The 23147-nt window shown below is 37.3% G+C and carries 16 protein-coding genes; 7 read left to right on the top strand and 9 right to left on the bottom strand.

What is annotated here, in order from left to right; translation table 11 throughout:
• Positions 1–322: 322 nt before the first annotated feature.
• A complete protein-coding gene (gene ilvC / locus I8751_RS16240; RefSeq protein WP_214440177.1) occupies positions 323–1318 on the top strand; it encodes a ketol-acid reductoisomerase in 996 nt (331 codons plus the stop codon).
• A 558-nt stretch (positions 1319–1876) separates the two neighbouring features.
• Positions 1877–2008, top strand: coding sequence for a hypothetical protein (locus I8751_RS30075; protein ID WP_263973511.1), 132 nt, complete (start codon positions 1877–1879; stop codon positions 2006–2008).
• 38 nt (positions 2009–2046) lie between these two features.
• Here the strand turns inward: I8751_RS30075 and I8751_RS16235 are convergent, their stop codons facing one another.
• Positions 2047–3132: an acyltransferase family protein gene (locus I8751_RS16235; protein WP_214440176.1), complete on the bottom strand. Its 1086-nt coding sequence runs from the start codon at positions 3130–3132 to the stop codon at positions 2047–2049.
• A 75-nt stretch (positions 3133–3207) separates the two neighbouring features.
• The gene (locus I8751_RS16230) at positions 3208–4209 is read right to left on the bottom strand and encodes a glycosyltransferase (protein WP_214440175.1); all 1002 of its coding nucleotides are present in this window, start codon (positions 4207–4209) and stop codon (positions 3208–3210) included.
• Between the two features lie 632 nt (positions 4210–4841).
• On the opposite strand from I8751_RS16230, the gene I8751_RS16225 reads away from it, so the two are divergent.
• Positions 4842–5897 carry an acyltransferase family protein gene (locus I8751_RS16225; protein WP_225894192.1) on the top strand — a complete coding sequence of 352 codons (1056 nt, stop codon included), beginning with the start codon at positions 4842–4844 and terminating at the stop codon, positions 5895–5897.
• Positions 5898–6059: 162 nt separating this feature from the next.
• On the opposite strand, the gene I8751_RS16220 is transcribed toward I8751_RS16225, so the two are convergent.
• Positions 6060–7250: an O-antigen ligase family protein gene (locus I8751_RS16220; protein WP_214440173.1), complete on the bottom strand. Its 1191-nt coding sequence runs from the start codon at positions 7248–7250 to the stop codon at positions 6060–6062.
• 153 nt (positions 7251–7403) lie between these two features.
• Here I8751_RS16220 and I8751_RS16215 point away from each other — a divergent pair, with 153 nt between their 5' ends.
• Positions 7404–8270, top strand: a complete 867-nt coding sequence (locus tag I8751_RS16215; RefSeq protein WP_214440172.1) for a beta-1,6-N-acetylglucosaminyltransferase — start codon at positions 7404–7406, stop codon at positions 8268–8270.
• 44 nt (positions 8271–8314) lie between these two features.
• Here I8751_RS16215 and I8751_RS16210 read toward each other — a convergent pair whose 3' ends face one another.
• The 5 genes from I8751_RS16210 to I8751_RS16190 all read right to left on the bottom strand — a co-directional run bounded on the left by I8751_RS16210 (position 8315) and on the right by I8751_RS16190 (position 15083).
• On the bottom strand, positions 8315–9589 hold the full coding sequence (locus I8751_RS16210; protein WP_214440171.1) for a glycosyltransferase: 1275 nt from the start codon (positions 9587–9589) through the stop codon (positions 8315–8317).
• An 8-nt stretch (positions 9590–9597) separates the two neighbouring features.
• On the bottom strand, positions 9598–10821 hold the full coding sequence (locus I8751_RS16205) for a glycosyltransferase family 2 protein (protein ID WP_214440170.1): 1224 nt from the start codon (positions 10819–10821) through the stop codon (positions 9598–9600).
• Between the two features lie 57 nt (positions 10822–10878).
• Positions 10879–11484, bottom strand: coding sequence for a serine O-acetyltransferase (locus I8751_RS16200; RefSeq protein WP_214440169.1), 606 nt, complete (start codon positions 11482–11484; stop codon positions 10879–10881).
• Positions 11485–11513: 29 nt separating this feature from the next.
• Entirely contained in the window at positions 11514–13694 is a 2181-nt protein-coding gene (locus tag I8751_RS16195) for a GumC family protein (protein WP_214440168.1), read from the bottom strand.
• Between the two features lie 456 nt (positions 13695–14150).
• A complete protein-coding gene (locus tag I8751_RS16190; protein ID WP_214440167.1) occupies positions 14151–15083 on the bottom strand; it encodes a WecB/TagA/CpsF family glycosyltransferase in 933 nt (310 codons plus the stop codon).
• Between the two features lie 930 nt (positions 15084–16013).
• Between I8751_RS16190 and I8751_RS16185 the strand changes: the two genes are divergently transcribed.
• From I8751_RS16185 to I8751_RS16175, 3 genes are all read left to right on the top strand, one after another.
• The gene (locus tag I8751_RS16185) at positions 16014–17276 is read left to right on the top strand and encodes a glycosyltransferase family 4 protein (RefSeq protein WP_214440166.1); all 1263 of its coding nucleotides are present in this window, start codon (positions 16014–16016) and stop codon (positions 17274–17276) included.
• A gap of 146 nt (positions 17277–17422) precedes the next feature.
• Positions 17423–18478, top strand: coding sequence for an acyltransferase family protein (locus I8751_RS16180; RefSeq protein ID WP_214440165.1), 1056 nt, complete (start codon positions 17423–17425; stop codon positions 18476–18478).
• A gap of 192 nt (positions 18479–18670) precedes the next feature.
• Positions 18671–20011 (top strand): oligosaccharide flippase family protein, encoded by a 1341-nt coding sequence (locus tag I8751_RS16175; RefSeq protein ID WP_214440164.1) that lies wholly within the window; start codon positions 18671–18673, stop codon positions 20009–20011.
• On the opposite strand, the gene I8751_RS16170 is transcribed toward I8751_RS16175, so the two are convergent.
• The gene (locus I8751_RS16170; RefSeq protein WP_225894191.1) at positions 20003–22411 is read right to left on the bottom strand and encodes an exo-alpha-sialidase; all 2409 of its coding nucleotides are present in this window, start codon (positions 22409–22411) and stop codon (positions 20003–20005) included. The genes I8751_RS16175 and I8751_RS16170 overlap by 9 nt on opposite strands.
• Positions 22412–23147: the final 736 nt, after the last annotated feature.

Below are 23147 nucleotides of genomic sequence, written 5' to 3'. Positions count from 1 at the left end.
ATGCAATAAAGTCTGACAGATGCCATTCTCATAGGTAGGAATAGAGTCGATGGCATATTACAGATAAATCCCCTGGTTCTTACCAGGGGCTTTTGTTTGGAGGGTAAAATGAATGCCACGTCACGATATTTGTCATACTTTGGTTAACATTTCCATAGTTGAGCTGGAGGGCGATTGTTCTCATTTTTGAGTGAAGTGTAAAGAGCGATCGCTTTTTTCTGTTAAATTCAATGCCTTACACTTCTCCTTTGGTTCCTCAATTTGGGGTACAATCAAAAGCCTGCCAATAAATGACAATGCTTGCTGACAGGAGATGCTTCTTATGGCCCGGATGTATTATGACGAAGATGCCAATTTAGACCTTTTGGCGGGAAAAACTATTGCAATTATCGGCTATGGTTCCCAAGGTCATGCCCACGCCCTTAATCTCAAAGATAGTGGTTTGAATGTGATTGTGGGTCTATATCCGGGTAGTAAGTCAGTAGAAAAAGCCACAGCAGCTGGCTTAACTGTGAAAAATGTTGCAGATGCAGCTAATGCGGCTGACTTCATCATGATTTTGTTACCTGATGAAGTGCAAAAAACAATTTACAAAAACGAAATTGAACCAAATCTAGAAGAAGGAAATGTGTTAGCCTTTGCCCACGGCTTCAATATTCACTTTGGACAAGTTGTACCACCTGCTAACGTGGATGTGGTGATGGTAGCACCCAAAGGGCCAGGGCATTTGGTGCGGCGGACTTATGAACATGGAGAAGGTGTACCAGCCCTGTTTGCAATTTATCAAGATGCTAGCGGCCGGGCACGCGATCACGCGATGGCTTATGCTAGAGGTATTGGTGGTACTCGCGCTGGGATTTTAGAAACAACTTTCCGCGAAGAAACTGAAACCGATTTATTTGGTGAACAAGCAGTGTTGTGCGGTGGTTTGAGTGCTTTAATTAAAGCAGGATTTGAAACTTTGGTAGAAGCAGGTTATCAACCAGAATTAGCTTATTTTGAATGTCTGCACGAAGTTAAATTAATTGTTGACTTAGTTGTAGAAGGTGGCTTAGCTAAAATGCGCGATAGTATTTCTAATACCGCAGAATATGGCGATTACACCCGTGGCCCTCGAATTGTCAATGACCAAACCAAAGCAGAGATGCGGAAGATTCTCAGTGAAATTCAATCAGGGCAATTTGCACGGGAATTCGTTTTAGAAAATCAATCTGGTAAACCTGGATTTACCGCTATGCGTCGCCAAGAAGCTGAACATCGGATTGAGGAAGTTGGTAAAGATTTACGTGCAATGTTTAGCTGGCTTAAAAAAGTTTAGTTGCCATAGCTTATCAGTGGACAGTTTTCAGTTAGATGTTTGCTGTTCACTGATTATTGTGAACTTCTCAGAAATGAATTTATTCTATAAACTGCATGTCGAATGCTATTCTCATCACTATATTCTGGATTAATGGGGATATTTTTGCCAAATTCCATTAAAATTCCAGCCCGATAAAGCTTAGAGTGCTTAAACTGTTTTTCTTGAATATCAATACGTATAATTTGTTCTAATGGATGTTCAATAATTGTTTGACCACGTAAACCTTTACGTTCTATAAATACCTTATTAAGACTTTTATAATGCAAGCTGCTAAAATTTTTAGGTTTGTAAATCCCGATTCAAGCATGTAGTGGAAAACCTTTTTTAAATGTGTTACAAAAAATCTGTATTTATTTTTACATTTTTAGGTACAAATAAAAATTCAATATGAGATGCAAAAAAGGTTGATTGTAGAGAATTCCTAAATTTTAGGGACAAGGTGGCGATCGCTGAACTAAAAAGTCAAAAAGACTGCCCGTCTTCTAATAAATGTAGTGATTGGTCAAAAAATTTACTTTGCTTTCAAAGTATAATCCAAGAGTTAAAGAATTTTATCGCGTCCGTCTAATCACTGACCAACATAAAAAGCGATCGCCTCGCAAGAAAACAGATGTACTGTATCCTCTTGGTACATCTGCAACAGATTAAGGTTTTTGTAGGTATTCGAGATCCAGGTGAAGATTAGCTCACTTGACTTTTCTACTTAGGTCTATGGATGGTTTTTCTACTAATTTCCACATAATCCAAGCAAAGAGAGTACATACAAGGATAGTAACTATCAACAAAAAGGCTTCGCTCCAAACAAAATGGCCTAGTAGCTTAAATCCTGTAAGGAACGTCGCACCAGTAATAGGATTATGCACAAGGTACAAGCTATACGAGATCACACTGAGAAATTGTAGCCAGCGCCAGTTTAGCCAAATTTGTAGGCGATTAGTCCGTCCAACTTCTAAAAACACAGCTGCGACAATCACACATGTGAACATGAATAATGACTTGTCACCGATAGATATAAACGTTAGAACTGCACAATAAAAGTAGAAGAATACAGGCTTCAATATATCGATATATGACCAATAAGCAAAAGCTCCCAGAAGAAAACTATACAAATGGGGCAGAAATAATGCAGACCAGAGATGGTTGTTGAAGATATTTAGTGAACACAGAACAGCAAGTACAGATACAGGAACGAAGATTAATGCTCGACCAGAGTTCACACTCTTCAAATCATCTAACTTCTGTGATAAACCTAACAATAAGCAAAAGATCAAATAAAACTGCATTTCCAGACACAGTGTCCAGTACACAGTATTAATCTGATCTAATCCCAGAATTTCTTGAAGATACAGTAGATGTGCTAAAAGATTTCCTAAAGATGGTAGCACCAGTACTTCGCCTTTAACTTGAGACGCAACAACCTCCAAGCACAGAACTAAAGCGATTGAAACGTAATAAGGTATACTAAGCCGGATAAATCTGCCTAAAGTAAAATTACTGAAATAGGCTAAATTAATCTTCTTAGCCCGTAACGAATGTGCAATTACGAAACCACTTAATACAAAAAATATAGATACACCCAAATGTCCCCATTTGAACACTATAACTACAATCCAATCGGGTAGAAGTTTACTTAATTGAGTAATATGATTGCCTGACTCAGCATGATACAGAAGAACCCACAATGCAGCGATGCCTCTTAGCCCATCAAGGAAATAAAAACGGACTTTAGAAGATTTTTCAGTAAGGGGTGCCAATGGGCTACCTTGTTTCATGATTTACCTCTGAACAAAAAGTCTGTAGATACTTCCGTAAATAGCAGTGCAAAATATTTCAAAATAAAATGGTGTTTAGTTTGAGGTTACTTTTTTATATTCGACTAAAGTACGTTGCTTTTTGAGCAACCGGGAAATGTGAAATTGGATTTGTCCTTGCGCTTGGGGCAATTTCCCCATTACACAAAATAGGGAATAAAGAAACGTGTCTTTTGATTTCAGTCCACGTTGTAGAGTACTTTGGTATATGCGATACACTAACAAGATATAAATCATCACTAGAAAAACGATACTCAAACCGGAAGTTAGCCATGCACTTGCAATAGCTAGTACTGGTACAAGTAAACCCCACAACCAAATACTTCGGCTTTCTTTGACCCAATGGCGCTCAGGACTGTAACCATGTAGCCAAGATCCTTCAGCATAAGCATGACCTGCGCGTTGCGATCGCTTCCACCATTGACTTATATGAGTTATTTGAGCATCATGCAGTGTCATCTCTGCATCTATACGTAAAACTTTGCCGCCTGCTTGACGCAGCCGCACACACAATTCTGGCTCTTCGCCTGCAATCAGAGTAGGATTGAATACTCCAACTTTTTTGAGTGCGCTCACCCGCATCATTGAGTCGCCACCACAAGCTTTAGCTTCACCAAGGGGAGTGTCCCATTCGATGTCGCACAGGCGATTGTAAATCGAGTAAGTGGGGAACTCTTCCCGCCGTCGCCCACACACCACTACAACCTCTGGTTGGGCAAGCAATTCACCCACAGCAACCTCTAACCATCCTTCCACTACTCGACAGTCACCATCTACAAACTGGATAAATTCAATATTTGATTTTACTTGTAATAAGTATTCAAACCCTACATTTCTGGCGCGAGCAGCAGTAAACGGAATTGATAAATCAAGCTTTACTACATGGACACCTAAAGATTGAGCTAGTGCTAAACTCCCATCGGTGGAGCCAGAGTCTACATAAACAACTGTTACTGATTCACTGATCACTGATATTAAGCAATCATGAAGGCGATCGCCTTCATTTCGTCCGATCACAACTATTCCAACTGGCTGCAAATTCTGACCTCCTCCACTCCTCAATATTCCGTTCAAATAAAGCAGTAGTTGATAAAAATAAGTTTGGAAAGTTTTTAGTTAGCAATGTCTAAACTCTGGGGGAAAACTCCAAATACAATCAACTTGCCTTCGTTAATTATTGAGTTTGATATCAAAAATAAATAATTTATGGACTGTAGTTCACAAACATTAGGTATTAACCATAAATTTAACACTACATACAAGACTATCTCAATATTTCAACTTTTTGTCAAAAAACAACTACTCTCTAGTTATATTAACTGATATCACCAGAGTAGTCTGTAATAATATCTAGTTTCTTTATATTATCTTCATCAAGATCTAAATATAATTTCAAATATAAGTCGAAAAAAATACCAACATCGAACTCTACACCGAGTAAAATTTGAATTAATTGAAAAAACTACTGCCCGTATATTTGCAGCCACAAATATACCACTAGTTTGCTTTGTTTAGGCTTTACGAGAAGTGGTTTTAACATGACAATTAAGAAATCAATAATTTTTGATATCAAAACCATAAAGCCGTAAAGTCAGTGCTTCAATTATCTATTTTGGTAATTGTAAAATCGAATCATTATAGTTTTGAAACTGAGTAACTTTAAACATATAATGGGCACTTCATCCAAATTTTATATACCATCCCTTGATGGGATGAGAACTGTTGCGTTCTTAATTGTTTTTTTAGCTCATGCGGGGCTGAGCAAGGTTGTTCCTGGAGGCTTTGGTGTAACAGTCTTTTTCTTTCTCAGCGGTTACTTAATTACAACTATTCTCCGACGAGAGTATGACCGCTATCAAACTCTTGATTTTAAGAGTTTTTATCTTAGACGAATATTACGTATTTTACCTCCATTTTATTTTGTGTTGTTGTTAGGAGTAACCTTAACTTTTTTAGGATTCCTTGAAGGGCAAATTCACCTCCCAGCTTTATTATCTCAAGCTTTGCACTATGCCAACTATTATGCAATTTTTGTCGGTGGGGGAACAACTATCGGCAGTGGTGTATATTGGTCTCTTGCTGTCGAAGAACATTTTTATTTGCTTTTCCCTTTCCTTTATTTAGCTTTACGTAAACTGCATTTGAGTCCTAAAAAGCAAATGCTAGTTTTTTGGGTACTGTGTTTAGCTGTCTTGTTGTGGCGATGTATTCTAATTTACGGCTTTGGAGTAGATGCAAGTCGTACCTTTTATGCATCAGATACCCGAATGGATAGCATATTATTTGGCTGTGCCTTAGCAGTTAATGGTAATCCAATGATGGATTCTCAGTCTTGGTCTAATAGACTATGGAAGCAATTTTTGCTGCCTATAGGAATTGTCTTACTGCTTTTTTCCTTTTTATATCGCTCCTTTGAATTTCAAGAAACTTTTCGTTATACCATTCAAGGAATTGCTTTATATCCAATATTCGTTACCGCTATTCGTTTTCCAAATTGGGGATTATTCCAGTTGCTAAATTTAGAGTGGATGCGTTTTATTGGAGTACTCTCATATTCGCTTTACCTTGTACATCACACTGTTATTTATGCTGTTTATATGTATCTGCCCCAATTTAATAAAGTAATCCAAGGAGGAATTTCTTTATTGATTTCATTTGGATTAGCTTATGCCATCTACAAGTTTATAGAGTTTCCAGTAATACAGATACGCAAAAAGTTATCTTAATATAGCGGTTTCCAACTGGGTGAGGTACAAGCATAAATAATTAACCGTTGATGGACGCAGATGAACGCGGATAAATTTGTACCTCACAAATGTGAGAATCGCTATATTTCAATTAGCAATTTAGCTTGTGGACTCAGCTACAAAACTGTGCATTAACCATTCCTACTCGCTTTGCCTTCTTTGGCTTAAAGATAAAGCGATTGTTAAATATAAAACCCAATAAATATTAGATAAACGTAGTAGATAACTTTCCGTCATGTTATTCATTGCCAAAAACATTAGAAAAGCTAAAGGCCAAATATCTTCTGGGTTTTGAGCTGCGTAAGCCCTATTCAATGCCCGAAAATAGGTTATGGCGAAATTAATTAGAAATAATAATAAACCTATCAAACCAACATCTAAAGCTAAATCAATGAAACCATTGTGGGCATGAGGTGGTATGAAACCAACTGCCACTGCTTGACCAGATGCGATCGCATATCTACTTCCTGGTGCCCAAAATGCACCACGTCCAAAACCTAGCAATGGGCTTTCCTGGAGTTTAGTTAACGCTACATCCCAAATAATTGTCCGTCCAGTTAAGGTGGGGTCTTTTCCTAGACCAGTTACAATAGACACCCATTCTGTTAAACCTACTGTAGTAATACATGCAATTATTAAAACTGCAATATTTAAATAAACTATGCTAACTTTTCCCCGCCACTGAAAATTACGATATATCCACAACATACATATCAGAAGCAAAGAAATCACAAGAGAAGATTTTGAAGTTGAAAGCACCATCATAACTAATGATGCACCAAAACCCGCCCACTTATAGAAATAATGTATTGGTTTCTCAATAGGCAGTAAAAAGAATGCTAATGAGCTTAAAACCATCATGCTGCCAAAAGTGTTTTTATAATCATAGATTCCTTTCCATGCCCCTGGGTGATCTGCCCCATGTATACCAATAGAAGGTATTGCTAGGGCATAATATAAACTCAGTACAATTCCTATAGTAAATGTCCATGTAATTAGTTTGACCTGCTCTTTAAAGCTAAATCGCATTGCAAAATATAAAGCAAACATGGTCATTTGCAAAACTTCACGCAAATTTTTAAGTGTAAATACTGGAAAAAGTGACCAGATAAACGACAATAAAATTATCAACGTTAATATACAAAGTAGTATATTTCGACTGGCTATAAAAAGAGACTTCTTCCACTGAACGCAAATTACAATCCCAACAGTTACCCAGATAAAATACCGGATTAATGTGAGTATGCTGTATGGAACAACTAAGCCTCCTGTAAAAAAGGTTAAGCTTAAAACAACGAAAAAGTTTTCGACAATTGTGAGAAATTTTTTCATAATAAAAAAATAGAGAATGCGATTAAAATTTATTTATTATATTGTATGAAACTTTTTTTGTATCTATGCATTTTTGTAAATATATAGATTTGTTAACATAAAATATGGATTCATGTAAAAGGTATGTTATAAAAATCAAAAATATAGATCATTATGAAAATTGCTTATATAATTCTGGCACACAAGAATCCTGAACAATTGGTACGTTTGATTCTTCGACTCCAAGATGAAGATACATCCTTTTTCATTCACATTGATAGAAGAGCAAATGACAAGATATACAATCATCTAGTAAAGCAACTTAAGAACATCACAAATGTTCATTTTTTAAAACGATATAGTTGTTATTGGGGAAATTTTAATATTGTCCAGGCAACTATTGAAGGTATAAGACAATTAATTAAATCAAATATAGCTTTTGATTATACAATTCTCCTGTCAGGTCAAGATTATTTAATTAAAACTAATACTCAAATTAAAGAATTTTTAGAAAAATCAGAAGGTAAGCAGTTTATAGAATCTTTTGCCTTAAAATCTGAAAATAGGTGGACTAATCAAGATGGATGCTATCAGGCTTTAAATAGAGTGCAATACTGGCATTTTCGTCTTCGTGGTAAACATTTTTATTTCACCCTTAAGCGTAGATTTCCTTCAAATTTAGAAGCCTATGGTGGCTCTCAGTGGTGGTGTTTATCACGAGAGTGCATACATTATATTAATAACTTCATTATTAACAATCCCAATTTTGTTAACTACTTTAAATATGTTTTTATTCCTGATGAAAACTTTTTTCAGACCATTGTCTCCAATTCTCCCTTCAAAAATTATATTGTCAACGATGATCTCAAGTATGCTGACTGGGAGAATGCTAATCCCACACCTCCAGCAATTATAGATAAAAGTTACTTCAATACCCTCGTAAATTCTCCAAAGTTGTTTGCTAGGAAATTTGATATCACTAGAGATCCAGAAATATTAGATTTAATTGACCACAAAATACTAGGAATATCTGCTAAATGATTAACTAGACTTGAACCGAATCAAGTCTAGTTTTACAAAGTTAATTAGAGCATACCAGCAAATTTTGGGAACAAATGTTGCTTAATTAAGTCACTTCGATGTTGAAATACTGCTTGTTCATCAAAGGGTTGACCAGATAGTGCAGCTTTAAAAATCAACTCACTTAATCTTGTTCGGTCTGAGTTGAGTTCAACTATCAATTCAGCTAGTTTTTGCCAATTATTCATTGGCACTAATGCACCACCTTGATGTTCCGATAAAAGCCCTTCGGAATAGGGACTGCTATAACCAACAATAGGACAACCGGAAACTAAAGACTCAACTAAACATCGAGGCGATTCTGGAGTTTTGTGACAGAATAGGAAGATATGATGTTTTCTCATCGTTGACAAAATTCGGCTCCGATCATCAACAAATCCGGCCAAGTGGATTCGATCAGCAATACCCAATTCATCAGCGAGTGACTTCATATCTGGAAGAAGCGGCCCATCCCCAAGCCAAGTAGCTTGTAAATTAACACCAGCCTCGCAGAGATAATGTATGACTCGCAGCCAATCAAATGGGCCTTTCATCTGTGCGGCTCGTCCTACATAGCAAATCAGCAAAGGTTGATCATTTGATAGTGATTTAATTTTCAACTCAAGACTGGAAGCATCAATCTGATCTGACTTTTTTGTGTGGATATCATATACACAATAAGAGGTTTTACAGAAAGATGAATATGCGCTATAGCAATCTTGTCCTTGGAAAAGACCCAACTGAGAGTGGCGAATCAGATATCGCTGATAGGGTTTGAGCAAAGGTAGCGTAATCAATAGCTCTTTGACAAGACGCTTGAATGGTACTTTCTTGCGTGACTCTTTTTTTAATAAAGTTCGACTGATAACTTCATATTCAACACGATCTGCCCAGATGGCATAAGGACGTTTAAGCTTGATGGCTTCTAGACAAGCGATCGCTCCCCAATCTCCGACAACTCCACTGAGGGCAAAACAAAGATACTGACATTCCTGAATTTTTTTATTTAATAATTGACTTATGGGTTGATAGTTTTTAATAAATTCAGGAATTTTATAAGCGTAAGGTAATGGAATTAATTCTAGTCTATCTGCACAAGGCAACTCAGCGATCGCCTGCCATGTCATTGAAGTCTTGCTGTTTGCAGCAATGTCTTCTGGCATCACAGGACAAGCCATGACAACGCGATCAAAGTTTTCTGCCCAGCGTACCAAACCCTCACAAGTTTGATCATCAAATCCTAAACGCCCTTCTACTGTCCGAAACGGAACAGGCATTACTAATAAAATTTCTTTTTTCATAAGATTAATTATGGCTCTGAAATATTCACTGAGTCGCGTTCTGTACGAATCCACTTATTTTGAGGTTGCACCAAAAATTTGAGATAAATAGGGATTTTCCAGAGAATATAAAAAGGAACCGTTAAAAGTTCTTGTAAAGGTAAGTCGGTACGCCCAAATTTAACCCAAGCTCCAAGAATCGCAATCAGCAGAAACAAACCTGCTGTAGACAAAAAAGTTACTGGCATCCAGAGTGCTGTCAAGACTGCAAACACCAGAGAAATTGCCATTAGCAATAACCAGATAAAAATCAGCAAAGATAGAGGCGGCACGCACATATCTAAAGCGCTGATCAACAAATCTAACCTTTTTTGAGCTACTGATGCTTTGAGTAGCACAGGAACGTAAGTCAGTAGAGTTTTCAAGTGACCATGTTCCCAACGAGTTCTTTGACTTTTAGTTGCTTGTGCTTGTTGTGGCAATAGTGCAGTCACATAAGCTTGGGGGCAAAACACTGGTACATATCCGGCTATAGTCAAATCTAAGCCGAGTTTCATGTCTTCAACAATGTAACCGCTGGCTAAATCAACAGAACGAATTACAGACCAAGGAAAAGCCATACCTGTACCAGTGAGTAAGCAAGGCATTTTTAGTTGAGCTAACCCAAGAGGACGAACTAAATTCTTCACCTTGAAGGCAAATGCTGACACTGATTCTTTTGGGCTAGAATTACTAGCCTTTGTCATTAGGTAGGTAGCTTGAACGGGTCGCTTTGTGGCGATCGCATACTGAATTAATTTTTTAATCGCACCTGGTTCAACTTTACAGTCAGCATCAACAAATACAACAACATCAGGTGGCTCTGACTCTAGAAATCGCAAACCATAATCTAAGGCGTATCCTTTACCTGTAAGCAGAGGATCATGACGCTCGATCACTGTAGCACCAGCTGCACGAGCAATTTCTGCTGTCGCATCACTACAATTATCAGCAATTACAACTAAATGGTGTTGTTTTTGTAATTGTAATTTGATGTTTAGGAGTGTTGAACTAATTACAACTTCTTCGTTATGTGCCGGGACTAATACTGTAACTTTTGTATTTTGCCAATTATTCTCACTAAATTGAGAAGGAACTGGAAACAAGGCCGCAATACATTCTACAAAAAGAACTAAACTTAGAACTAGTAAACCTAATGCGCTTACTATCAGAACACCATCAATTCCTAGAACCAAGTATGGATTCATAGCCATTAGTTATACCTGTAATTATTTACTTGGTTTAGATATTTTTATAGTTATACAAAGCTTTTATAATTGACTAAGTTCATTAGTTTCCAGTTGGCGATCGCACTGGGAGTAATTGACGATTTTTGCCGGGATGCCAACTGCTGTTGCTTCTGCTGGAACATTACACAGAACTACGGCATTAGCACCAATATTTGCGCCATCTCCAACAGTGATATCACCAAATATTTTTGCACCAGCACCAACATTGACACGTTTACCCAACTTTGGTGCATCGAATGGACGGTCTAAATAGCGGTTCCCCAAAGTAACACCTTGGCGGATAATACTGTCATCACCAATTGCACAGTACCCATGAATTACAATCGCTCCTTGATGTTCAATAATCACCCGGCGACCAAGTTGAACAGTATAAGGTAGCTCAATTCCATAAGTGTTGCGGACTTTACGATATAACATCCGATAGAGAATACTAAGGGGTGCGCGCAGAAGCTTAGGTTGAATCTTCATCCTCCAGACTCCAAAACGCTGAACGACTACTGCTCTAAATCCTGGTTTAGTCCAATCTCGTCCATGAGCAATCCAATCTTCTTTGATTTGTTGCCAAAGATTGAGAGTAGTCAATTGTATTTCCCCTATATCTACTCTCAACTCCAATGGTGTACTCATAATCTAATTAAGTTTCTGTTCTAATAGTTTTAGGATAATGGTACAGTAATTACCTTTTCAATCTTTTGTTCCGGGTGTAAACTGTTGTAATAAAAGTAATTAGGTGACTCTTGCTTGATATTAACGCCATTAGCAATGATGCCCAAAATATTAGCTTCAGAACGAGATAAGAGGGCTTTGGCGACATTAACACTCGTTGTATCTACAACGTCAGGTCTCACTACAACTAATACTCCATCTACCATTTTGCCTAAAACTGCTGCATCAGCAGTCCCCACTAAAGGAGGAGTGTCAAAAATAACGTAGTCATATTTCTGGAATAATGTATCAATCAAAGTGAGCATAGGCTCTGAATCGATCAAAGATAGAGAATTAGGCGGTAGATCTCCAGTTGTAAGTACAGATAAATTAGGAGTAATTTGTTGCACTGTATCAAACAATTCTTCTTGACCAGCTATGACATTACTTAAACCTACAGTGTTAATTAAGCCCCAAAGATGATGTTGAGACGGCCGGCGCATATCTGCATCAACTAACAGCACTCGTCGTCCTGTCTGAGCGATTACTGCTGCTAAATTAGCAGAAACTTCTGATTTACCTTCTCCAGGAACAGAACTTGTGACTACAATTGTACGAACTTTTTTATCTAAACTAACGAATTTTAGATTTGCCTGAAGCATTTGATATGATTCGTGAATTACTGATCGAGGAGATGTTTCGACAATAATTCGGCGAGAGATTCGTTTTAAGGTTAAAGCTTCTGATTGAGATGGTTTTTTAATTTTAAAAGCTGGAATTAATCCTAGTAAATTATGATCAAAAAGTTCTTCTGCTTCTTTAGAAGTCTTAACTCGTTTATCAAGTACATCAATTAAGAAGGCAGTCGCTACCCCAAGCAGTAAGCCGCCAAATACTCCACCTACTAAAAGTAGGATTTTCTTTTTCATCGCAGATGGATCGCGTCCTACCTCAGCATATTGCAGTATGCGTGCATTACCAATAGTTTGACTTTCTACAAGTTTTATTTCTTGATATTTAGTCCAAAGATTTTCATAATTTTTTTGCGCTAGTGATAATCTTCGTTCTAATTCTCCTTGAATTTTCTTTAAATTTGGCAGAGCATAAGCCCTCTGATTGTAAGAATTTTTGATACTAGATATAGATTGTAACTTGCTTTCTAAACCTAAACGTTGTGACTGGAGTTTGACATACTCTGAAGCTAAATTCTGCTTGATTTCACCTATTTGCAATTTTCCAGGTTCAATTCTTGTTTGAGATCCTGATGACTCGGCAATTCGTTTTTGCAATAAATCTCGTAAACCAGCTTCTTGACTTTTGAGATCAATTACTTTTGGATCTTCATCGGTGAAGCTTGCTTGTCGAATTGTGAGCTGAGTTTGAATTTTTTGCAGTTCAACTAATAATTCTTGTACACCAGATACTTGACTTAATGAGGTAACATCTAAAGCCTGATCTGCTGATAGCTGTAATTGACGACGTATTTGTTGCTCTTGTGTGTTCAAGTTTGCTATTTGAAGGCGAGTATTATTTAATTCGTCATCAATAGCAAGCATAGATTTTACTGTTCCTGTCGCCTCTTCTTCCAAGTCGACAATTCGATTTTGAGATCTAAATTGACGTAAGGCTTCTGCTGCTTGATCTAATTCCCTTTTAGCCTGTGGTACCTGTTTTTCTAGAAATTTACCTGCTGCTATTACCTTGGAACGGTTATTTAAAATGTTATTAGCAACAGCAGATTTCATTACTTGATTAACTACTTCTTTCGCAACTTCTGGCTCTTTAGATACATAAGAAACCTTAAGCCCATCAGTTCCGATAATTGTTTCCACCTTGATTGCAATTGACTCGGTATCAAGAGGATTGCCATCTTTATCTTTGAGCTTGAGAGTATCGATTACCTCTTGTAAAACAGGCACAGATTGTACTAGTAAAGCCTGTGTATCTAGAGGGTTAGATCCAATTGATTCCAGATTTCCTAACTTTTCTCCGACTCCTGTAAGAGATGAAGTACGATTCAATTCAAAAAGTAATTTACCACTTGCTTCGTATGTAGGTGGTTGGATGAGAAAATTAACCACACCTAATGTTGCAAAAGCTGTAAATACTCCTGAAATTATTAACCAGCGACGTTTCAGAACTAGCCAATACTTTTGAACATCTATTTCTTCGGAATAATTTTTAATCTCCATAAAAGTTACTTAAGTTGTGGATAAATGGGTAGTTAGAGATATTCATAAGCTTTGACTTTGAATAACTTAACTTATATATAATTTTTGCAGCATCAGCCTTAACAAGGCTTATGGATAAAAGCAGAGATAAAAGTTATTTTTTTACCTTTTATTCATAATGTTGCAAAAACTACTTTTGTTAAGATGTCTAATAACTTAGCAAATCTTTTAAGGAATAGACCAGGGTTTTCTACACTTTCCTAAAAACTCTTCACAAACAACTACAGCTTATTAACTAAGTATGTTGAATTTTTATTTTTTAGCTGCTGCAAGTATGATGCTAGAGATTGTTAGCTTGTTAGCAGTATACTATAGCTGCTTTTGTAATCGTTTTGACAAGTAAAGTTCGACTTCAGGCATGACATATTTATGCATTTGGCTATGGATAGTTTGTTCAATCCCTGTGAGTGTTGTTGACTATTTGGTAGGGCTATCCTCGTAGAGGATTTTAGTGATCGCCTGGATATGTTCTTGTAAAGCTTCTTCTTTTTCCGGGTTCATGCTTAAAGACGTGTTGATGGCGATCATGTTCTCCTTTTTGTGACCTGCTTTGGAAAACGTCCCATAGTCCCGTTTATTAAGTTGATGTTGCTTAACTACTGACCAAGGATTTTCATAAAGTTGGAACTTTTGTTGCAATATTAAAAATAAAAATGGGATGGCATCAAAAAGATATCTCTTCCAAAGCCGCTGAGGTTCGCTTAGTAGCCTATGTAACCATTCTATTCCAACTTCACTCATCCATTTTGGCGATCGCTGGAAATTTCCTGCCTCAAAATTAATAGTTGCGCCAATAGCTAAGAATGTTTTGATTTTCTTAAGTTGCCCTTTATATTTAGAAATCCACATTTCTTGCTTAGGAGCGCCTACACCAATTGCTAGAACTGTAGCTCCTGAAGAATTAATCATATTGACAATATTTTGGCACTCTTCTTCGTTCTTCTCAAATCCAAACGAAGGTGAGTGGGCTGCTACAACTATATTTCGACCGGCTTTGGCATTAATCTTTCGTTGTGCAGTCTTAACTAATTCTGCTTCACCTCCCAGCAAAAATATTTTGACATTTTCATCATGTTTGTAATGATTATAAAAAGCTGGGAATAAATCAGACCCCGAAATTTTCTCCTTAATTCGTATATTCAAGAAAGAAGCTGCATACATCAGGATCTTACTATCACAAACTATATAGTCTGCCTCTTTGTAAACATAATAAAAATCTGGATTTTTCTGCAATTGCATAACGTGATTTACATTAGGTGTAAACACAACACCACCATACTGTAAATTTTCTAACAACTCAGTCATTGTGATGTTGTTGATGGATACATTTAGCACCTTCACTTGTCTCATAACCACTGTCAAAATAATTGCTAATTAAGTGGAAAATTTTTACGGAATCTAGCCAAATTAGTAGTTTTGCTTTATAGATAACCAACAATATGCACTGAACAAGAAATAAAATCAGGTTAAACTACTACAATCTGCAAACCGCAGGTTAAGTTGATGACTGAATTGAATTGTGTATATTTACTTAATACTAAAGTTGAATATAACTTTTTTTTCAGTAATTGCAAATAGTTAATATAAAGTTAAGATGAAATTAATATGTAAATACCGAAAATATTCTTAAAGAGGTTGTAAAGAATACCATGATAAATTGTGCTATGAAAACTAGAAAAGGTTTGGTATTAGTGCTGAAAGTAGATTACTCATTTGCCTAAATTACCCTCTTAAGAAGATGCAAATAGCCATCTAAAACAATGTTTTTTTCCTCTTTAGATCATTATTACTGATGTGTACGGTAACATCTGCGTTATTCTTTGTACTATTGCTAAGTGGAATACTACTGTCTCTCAAATTATCGATTAAATTCTCTGAAAGTTTTAGTAGGCTTTGTTTTTCAGTCTTTGCTTAGGTTGTTTTGAAGATAATTTAAAAGGTAATCTTTATAGTAATTTTCAAAAACAACTTCGTATCTATAGATAAAATTTACACATATTCATTGAATGTACTTTGCAAAAATCTTGTGTTAGTGTCATATTTGTTTCAGGAAGCTGTACTCACTACTTAATTAAGTAGTAAGCGCAGTATGTAATCTGAACAGGTTATAAATAGAAATACTTTAACACTGTATGATTTCCTTGACTTTGGTTTACTTCATGTTGGTTTAAGCTAACGTGCAAATAACTTGTATATTTTTTAATTTTGACAAAATTCCAAATTTTATTTTCAGATACCCTGTGGCCATAAACAGGTTCAATTAATGCATTCAAAGTCAACATGAAAATTGCATATCTGGTTAATCAATATCCTAAAGTCAGCCACAGTTTTATCCGACGTGAAATTGCAGCAATTGAGGCTAGCGGTCTATCAGTGTCACGTTTTTCCATTCGCTCATGCGAATCTGAATTGGTTGATTCAGAGGACAAACTGGAATTACAGAAAACTCGAATAGTTTTGGGTGTAGGCATACTAGGTTTGCTGCTTAACCTATTCAAGGTTGCCATAAATAGACCAATTCCTTGGCTTAGAGGTTTATTTTTGGCTCTTAAAATTGGTAAGTCTTCCAATCGAGGTATTCTTTACCACATCATATATTTAGCTGAAGCTTGTATTTTGCTGAATTGGTTTCATGAATCAGGGATAACTCATTTACACGCTCACTTCGGAACCAATCCAACCACTGTAGCAATGTTATGTCAAGCGATAGGTGGGCCTCCTTATAGTTTTACAGTTCACGGCCCAGAGGAATTTGACCAACCCAAAAGTTTAGCTCTTACGGAGAAGATAAATCGAGCTGCATTTGTTGTCACTATTAGTAACTTTAGTAGAGGTCAGCTTTATCGTTGGTGTGACCATCAACAATGGAAAAAGATTCATGTGGTTCGCTGTGGTGTGGACAATTATTTTTTAAATTGTCCTACGACAGCAATTACATCAGAGCCAAACTTAGTATGTGTCGGTCGCCTTTGTGAACAAAAAGGACAACTACTATTAATAGAAGCAGTCAAGCAACTAGCAATTGAAGGATTGCAGTGTAATTTGACTTTAGTCGGTGATGGTCTTTTGAGACCGGAAATAGAAACTTTAATTGCAAACTATGGTCTAGAACAGCACATCAAGATTACTGGTTGGGCTAGTGGTGCTGAGGTTCAAAAATATATTATGAACTCTAGGGCTTTCATTCTAGCTAGCTTTGCAGAAGGACTACCTGTAGTAATTATGGAAGCTTTGGCATTAGAGCGTCCAGTTGTTAGTACTTATATTGCTGGAATTCCTGAACTGGTAAGACCGGGAGTTAACGGATGGCTTGTACCATCAGGTTCAGTGGAAGCTTTAGCAGAAGCCATGCATCAAGTACTACAATTTCCCCCAGATAAACTTGAGCAAATGGGTAAAGCTGGACATGCTTCTGTAAAAGATATGCATAATATCGCGCAAGAAGCAAGCAAATTGATCAATTTGTTTCGAGAAAATCACAAATCTCCAAAGTTTCAATACTATAGCAGCGGACAGGAAATAGAGAAAAATAAACAGGCTTAAAAGTCTCTTGGTATCAGGATTTTAAAACAGCTTATGTCCTAAACTACCTAGCAACAGCTATGACTAAAGTTAAATTTCTGCAATTAACCGAAATCTTGGTTAATTAGCTTAAATACCCTTAAAACTTTGATTACATAAATATTCTTATGACTCAGGAAGAATCTTTAAAACCAATTCATTCAAATACTTTAATGCAGAGACGATTATATTGGGTTGACTATGCCAAAGGAATCGGCATTTTTTTAGTTGTGGTTGGGCACATTCTTCGCGGACTAGTAAACAGTTCTATATTGCAACCAACTACACTGCTGAACTTTGTTGATAGTTGGATTTATGCTTTTCACATGCCTCTGTTCTTTTTTATCTCAGGTTTGTTTGTACAGCGATCGCTATCTAAACCTTTGAACAGTTTTATGTTAGATAAGTTGTATACAATCGCCTATCCCTATTTCATTTGGTCTGTATTACAAGGTATATTTCAAGCTGTAGGATCGCGTTACACCAACAAGCCATCCTCACTTAGCGATATTTTAAAGATTGGTTATGAGCCAATCATGCAGTTTTGGTTCCTTTATACTCTATTTGCTATCTTCTTGGTTTATGGAATCTTTAATAAGCTAAAACTATCTCCAGTTTTATTTTTAGCTTTTTCGATTTTGCTTTACAGTTTGCATGTCTTAGATGTCAGCTTCGGCCCTTGGGGCGTATCGTATTTATTTCGTCGCCATGCAATTTACTTTGCTCTAGGGGCAGTTATAGGTAGTGGTGTCTTGACATCATTTATTGCCAGAACTAAGCCTTATACCTTGCTACTGATGACCTTAACAGGATATCTTGTAGTTGGGTTAGCAGTTCAACTTCAACTTGCAGAAAACTTAATTGCAATTCCTCTTTTGGCAATATTTGGAATTGGATCTTCAATTAGTTTGGCAGTTTTACTGGACAAGTTCAATCTTGTATCATCAGTCAAAAACTGGGGAATATTTTCTCTAGAAATTTTTGTTGCTCACACCATTGCTGCGTCTATTTTACGCATTGTGATCCAAAAAATATTTGGTGTTACAGAACCAGTCATCCATTTTATTTTAGGAACAACAATTGGTATTTACGCTCCCATTGCCCTTAGTATGATTTGCTTAAAATTAGAATTTCCATACATGTTTACACTCAAAAATCTGAAGAAAAAGAGCATTGTTGTATGAACCGCAGTTTAGTAGCTTAATTAGGGGCGACTTAATAGACAAATAGTATCATCAATTAAACTTTTAATAGCTGAGTAATTCCATTCGAGAGCAAATCAGTTTCATGCTTACTTTAAAAACTATTTAATGACTTTATTGTCTTGTTTTAATGTCATTAAATAAGTGCATTATTCCACCGAATTTGAAATAATTATGACATCTTTGAAAAAACTGGCTATCCGTGGAGCAATCTGGACAATAGCAGGTTATGGAAGTAGCCAAGTTCTGCGGTTTGGTAGCAACTTGATATTAACTCGTCTATTAGTACCAGAGTTTTTTGGTCTGATGGCTGTAGCCAACACCCTAAGAGTTGGTATCGAATTATTCTCAGACATTGGTATTGCTCAAAGTATTGTTAACAATAAACGTGGTGATGAGCCAGCTTTTTTAAATACCGCCTGGACATTAGCCGTACTTCGTGGCTTAGCACTTTGGCTATTTTGCCTACTACTAGCTTGGCCAATGGCAAAATTCTACAATGACGATCGCCTGCTGTGGTTAATTCCCATCGTGGGATTATCCTCAGTTTTTGACGGATTTAGTTGCACTAGCATACATACTCTGCATCGTCGGATCAACTTAGGCAGATATACCGTATTTGAACTCGTTGTACAGGTATTAACACTAACTACCTTACTGATTTTAGCTTACTTAAATCCCAGCATTATATCCCTAGCTATTGGAGTAGTAGCAGGAGCAATATATAGAATGCTAGGTAGCTATTTATTAATACCCAAATATTCCAACCGTTTTGCTTGGGACAAAGATGCACTTAAAGAAATCGTATCTTTCGGTAAATGGATATTTCTAGCAACAGGATTAACATTTTTAAACGAGCAAGCCGATCGCTTAATTCTCGCTAAATTACTTTCATTTAAATTATTAGGAGTTTATACAGTAGCTTATACTCTCGCAGGTATACCCCGCGAAATTATTAAAACTGTTAGTCACAGAGTTATTTTTCCAGCAATTTCCAACCAAATTGACTTACCAAGATCAAGTTTGCGAATTAAGATTCTTCGCCAACGTCAAATGATATTAATTGGGTTTGCAATATCATTAGCAGCTTTAGTGACTGTTGGCGATTTAGTTATCGCTGTACTTTATGACAATAGGTATGCAGATGCAACTTGGATGATGCCAATTTTGTCCTGTGGTATTTGGTTTTCCGTATTATTTTACACTATTAGTCCGGCTTTATTGGCAATTGGCAAACCTTTGTATACTGCCCAAAGTAACTTAGCAGGGTTTGTGGTCATTGGCTTGGGATTACCCCTAATGTTTTTCTATTTTGGTACAGTCGGAGCAATTATCTTGATTGCAGTGAGTGATTTGCCTTTATATCTAGTTAACCTCTATGGGCTTTGGCAAGAAAAACTCTCTTGTTTAACTCAAGACCTTCAGATTACTGCTTTTTTTATTGGTATATTGACTGTATTTCTAACTATTAGAAATTACTTAGGATTTGGGCTGCCAATTCAAGCGCTATTTTGATGTAAGTTCGCCCACCATAATGCCACGACCTGCCAATGCAGCATAAATGATATTTGGCGATCGCATATCACCTTCTATATAAGTCAACCCAGGAAATTGCAATATATTAGGATTACTGATTGGCACCCAAGTTTTACCCATATCTTGAGATTTGTACATTGTGTCTTGATTCGCGCCACCAACACGACCGAAAATGTAGATATACGGGTTGGTATTTGAGGAACCCTTACCGAAGGCAATTAACTCGCAGCTATCTACCGATGAAATAATACTAAAAGTTTTGCCGCCATCAAGAGAACGATATAATTTATTACCATTGATATCTTCAGGGTTGCGAGCAAAACTCATCCAGACATCACCCATTTTTGTGGGATTCGGAACAATTGCTGGACGAATTAGCCATGTAGGCAAATTTCCCGATGCACCTTTTTGCCAATTTGCACCACCATCTTTACTGTAGTAAAACGTCCAACCGTCGTAATAATAGAAAGTTTGTCCTTGTGGGTCTTGGCGATCTGCTGCCAATATATACGTATTCACCCACGGAGAAATGGTATTAGGCCAAGATTTGGGTAGGGCTGTGTAATGTGTATGCTCGTTGTTCTTGGGGTCATAGGGACTCGGTGGAGATGGATGGTCTAGATTGTTAGTCAACTTCCATGTTTTACCACCATCGATGGTGTAGTGTGGCCAGGTTCCCCAAGTAGGTGCCCAGACCATATTTTGCGGATTAGTGGGGGACATGGCTATCTGACCGCCGATTGGCATAGCCTGTTCCTGACCAGATTTGTCCGATTTCCAAAATGTTTCTTTAGGAATAGAATCGAAGGCCTGCCAAGTTTGACCGTTATCTTTAGTCATACCATAGACTGGCCAATAACCTTGCCACTGGTGGAAGCCTACAAATGCAGCATAGTCAGGTTTTTTATAAGAATAATCCATACCTGTCGCGCCAGCAACATGAGGAAATGGTGTAGGATAAACCTGCCAATCGGGGTTTGCCCATTTATAGGCAGGATTGATGGGAATGTTTGTTGGGTTAATCTTGTTGCATGGTATATGTTTACGGTCTAGATGACGAAAGCCAATCATATCTTGTACAGCACTCAATAAATCGGCTCCTCCTTTGGCCTTGGGCTTGGGAGGAACGCGCACCATGTTTGCATCGAGTTCCTCCAGATTTTTCATCAGCCATTTATAAGTTGGGGTAGCAGCTGTAACATTATCAGTTCGCGCCACACCCCAGCCATTTGTCCACCAAACTTGTTTGGGGTTACTGGGATCGATGGCAATTGCTGCTGCACCTGTGGCGGAGTACGACTGATAATAAGGAGGCGCAGAGAAATTTACATGATCTTGGGGATTGTTAGCATCATAAGCGCCCATCTGCATAGTCTGCTGATTCCAAGTTGTACCTCCGTTTGTGGAACGATAGACATTGCGATCGGAGATGGCCATCACTGTATTTGGTTGGTCTGCTTGGACGGTTACAGCTGAATAGAATCTGTTAGTCCCGTCAGGATTAATATCAGTCCATGCGCCGTTTTTGTACTTGCGGACTGCACCAGATGTTTGAGTACCATTTCCCCCCCATGTGCCGAAGCTAACATACAAAGTTCCATCAGAGGCGATCGCACTGCGTAATGGATCTATACCACCAGCAATATTTGTCCAAGATTTACCGCCGTCAGTACTGCACCAAACACCACTCCCATGAACCCCAACATAAATTTTCTGGGTAGGGTTATTAGGTTTACCACTGTTTTTGTCAAACCCAACAAAGGTAAAACCAGGTATATCTGGATTGTCAGAACCGTCAGGCTTTTTATATTGTGGCAAGCTACTAGGAGCAGGTAAGCCATTGGAAACTTGAGTCCATGCTTGTTGACCATCCTTTTTCCAAAGACCATTTCTGCGAGAGGCAAAATAAAGCAAATTAGACTGATTGGGATCAACTGCTAATCTCTCACCTGTATCAGAACGGTAAGCTTGGTTGGGGCCAACATAGACGTTTTTTTCACCTAAACCTGTTGGTTGCCAACTGGCTCCTTTATTTTCAGAAACCATTACCTCGCCAGTATACTTGTATTTTTTCTTGCCATCAGTATCCTGGAAGCTCAAGTTATTGCGATTGACTACTACATAAACGCGCTGCGGTTGTTGAGGATCAATGGCGATGCTTTCTACCCCGATTCCCCCTCCCGAAAAGTTGGAATTAAACATATCCATCAGGGGAAGCCATTGGTCATTTTGGTCGTTGAACCGATATGCACCACCAACATCTGTGCGAACATAGACATCATAAGGTGATGATGGAGCGATCGCTAACCCTGTCACATAACCCATACCTTGAGTATTCACACTCTGCCAATCAAACAACTGTCTTGATTGGTAAGGCATTACAGAGAGTATTCCTGTCACCGAAAATAGGAATAAGATTAATACTGTGAATCCGAACAAAAGTGGAAATCGGAATCTTTTGATTAAATGTGTTGGAATTATTGGGCGATATGGAACATTCATACTGTGGCACTCTGAATTGATATTCCGCAAAATGATCTACTGACAAATCTAAGTGGATGATTCAAATCGACTCTTCACAACTGAATCAGCAAACAATTAGTGTCACGAAATTTTCGCTCTTTCAAGATGTATGACGAGCGATCGCTTTTTTAGTCTTAGATATTTGGAGATTTCTTTATAACCCACATTCTTCAGGTTGGCGACAACTTAAGCTCAGTATTGTCTACCCCCTGATTGTTTTATTGTTATATCCTTTATTTCAAAGAAGCTGGGAGAGTGAAAAATAGTTATTGTTTAATTTTTCTCTATCTCCCTAGCCTCCCCACCTTTTTTCCTTCATTTTCAAAAATACTAATTAGACAGTCTAGGTTCAATTATGGAGGAAGTCCTACCTGTAGGTATTTCAGAATGTTACTAACTTGATTTAATCAATGTATTACTCGTTTAGTCTTAGACCTGAGACACAAAAAAATTAAGATTTTGGTTTAGATAGGTGTGATTTTTTACATCTATAGTTAGATGTAAAGCAAGTATCAAGCTGATAACATAATTTTACTTGGTTTAGTTTTCCGTACTATACCCAGGAAGTAAAATACTTTATTAAAAATTGTAA

This window comes from Atlanticothrix silvestris CENA357, assembly GCF_016056295.1.
GTDB lineage: Bacteria > Cyanobacteriota > Cyanobacteriia > Cyanobacteriales > Nostocaceae > Atlanticothrix > Atlanticothrix silvestris.
The sequence above is the reverse complement of the archived record's forward strand: the minus strand, read 5'-3'. Positions and strand labels throughout refer to the sequence as shown.

Bases quoted from the DNA above. Each gene is read 5' to 3' on its own strand.
- ilvC (WP_214440177.1), top strand. From the start codon at position 323: ATGGCCCGGATGTATTATGACGAAGATGCCAATTTAGACCTTTTGGCG.
- I8751_RS16235 (WP_214440176.1), bottom strand. From the start codon at position 3,132: ATGAAACAAGGTAGCCCATTGGCACCCCTTACTGAAAAATCTTCTAAA.
- I8751_RS16225 (WP_225894192.1), top strand. From the start codon at position 4,842: ATGGGCACTTCATCCAAATTTTATATACCATCCCTTGATGGGATGAGA.
- I8751_RS16220 (WP_214440173.1), bottom strand. From the start codon at position 7,250: ATGAAAAAATTTCTCACAATTGTCGAAAACTTTTTCGTTGTTTTAAGC.
- I8751_RS16215 (WP_214440172.1), top strand. From the start codon at position 7,404: ATGAAAATTGCTTATATAATTCTGGCACACAAGAATCCTGAACAATTG.
- I8751_RS16210 (WP_214440171.1), bottom strand. From the start codon at position 9,589: ATGAAAAAAGAAATTTTATTAGTAATGCCTGTTCCGTTTCGGACAGTA.
- I8751_RS16205 (WP_214440170.1), bottom strand. From the start codon at position 10,821: ATGGCTATGAATCCATACTTGGTTCTAGGAATTGATGGTGTTCTGATA.
- I8751_RS16200 (WP_214440169.1), bottom strand. From the start codon at position 11,484: ATGAGTACACCATTGGAGTTGAGAGTAGATATAGGGGAAATACAATTG.
- I8751_RS16195 (WP_214440168.1), bottom strand. From the start codon at position 13,694: ATGGAGATTAAAAATTATTCCGAAGAAATAGATGTTCAAAAGTATTGG.
- I8751_RS16190 (WP_214440167.1), bottom strand. From the start codon at position 15,083: ATGAGACAAGTGAAGGTGCTAAATGTATCCATCAACAACATCACAATG.
- I8751_RS16185 (WP_214440166.1), top strand. From the start codon at position 16,014: ATGAAAATTGCATATCTGGTTAATCAATATCCTAAAGTCAGCCACAGT.
- I8751_RS16180 (WP_214440165.1), top strand. From the start codon at position 17,423: ATGACTCAGGAAGAATCTTTAAAACCAATTCATTCAAATACTTTAATG.
- I8751_RS16175 (WP_214440164.1), top strand. From the start codon at position 18,671: ATGACATCTTTGAAAAAACTGGCTATCCGTGGAGCAATCTGGACAATA.
- I8751_RS16170 (WP_225894191.1), bottom strand. From the start codon at position 22,411: ATGCCTTACCAATCAAGACAGTTGTTTGATTGGCAGAGTGTGAATACT.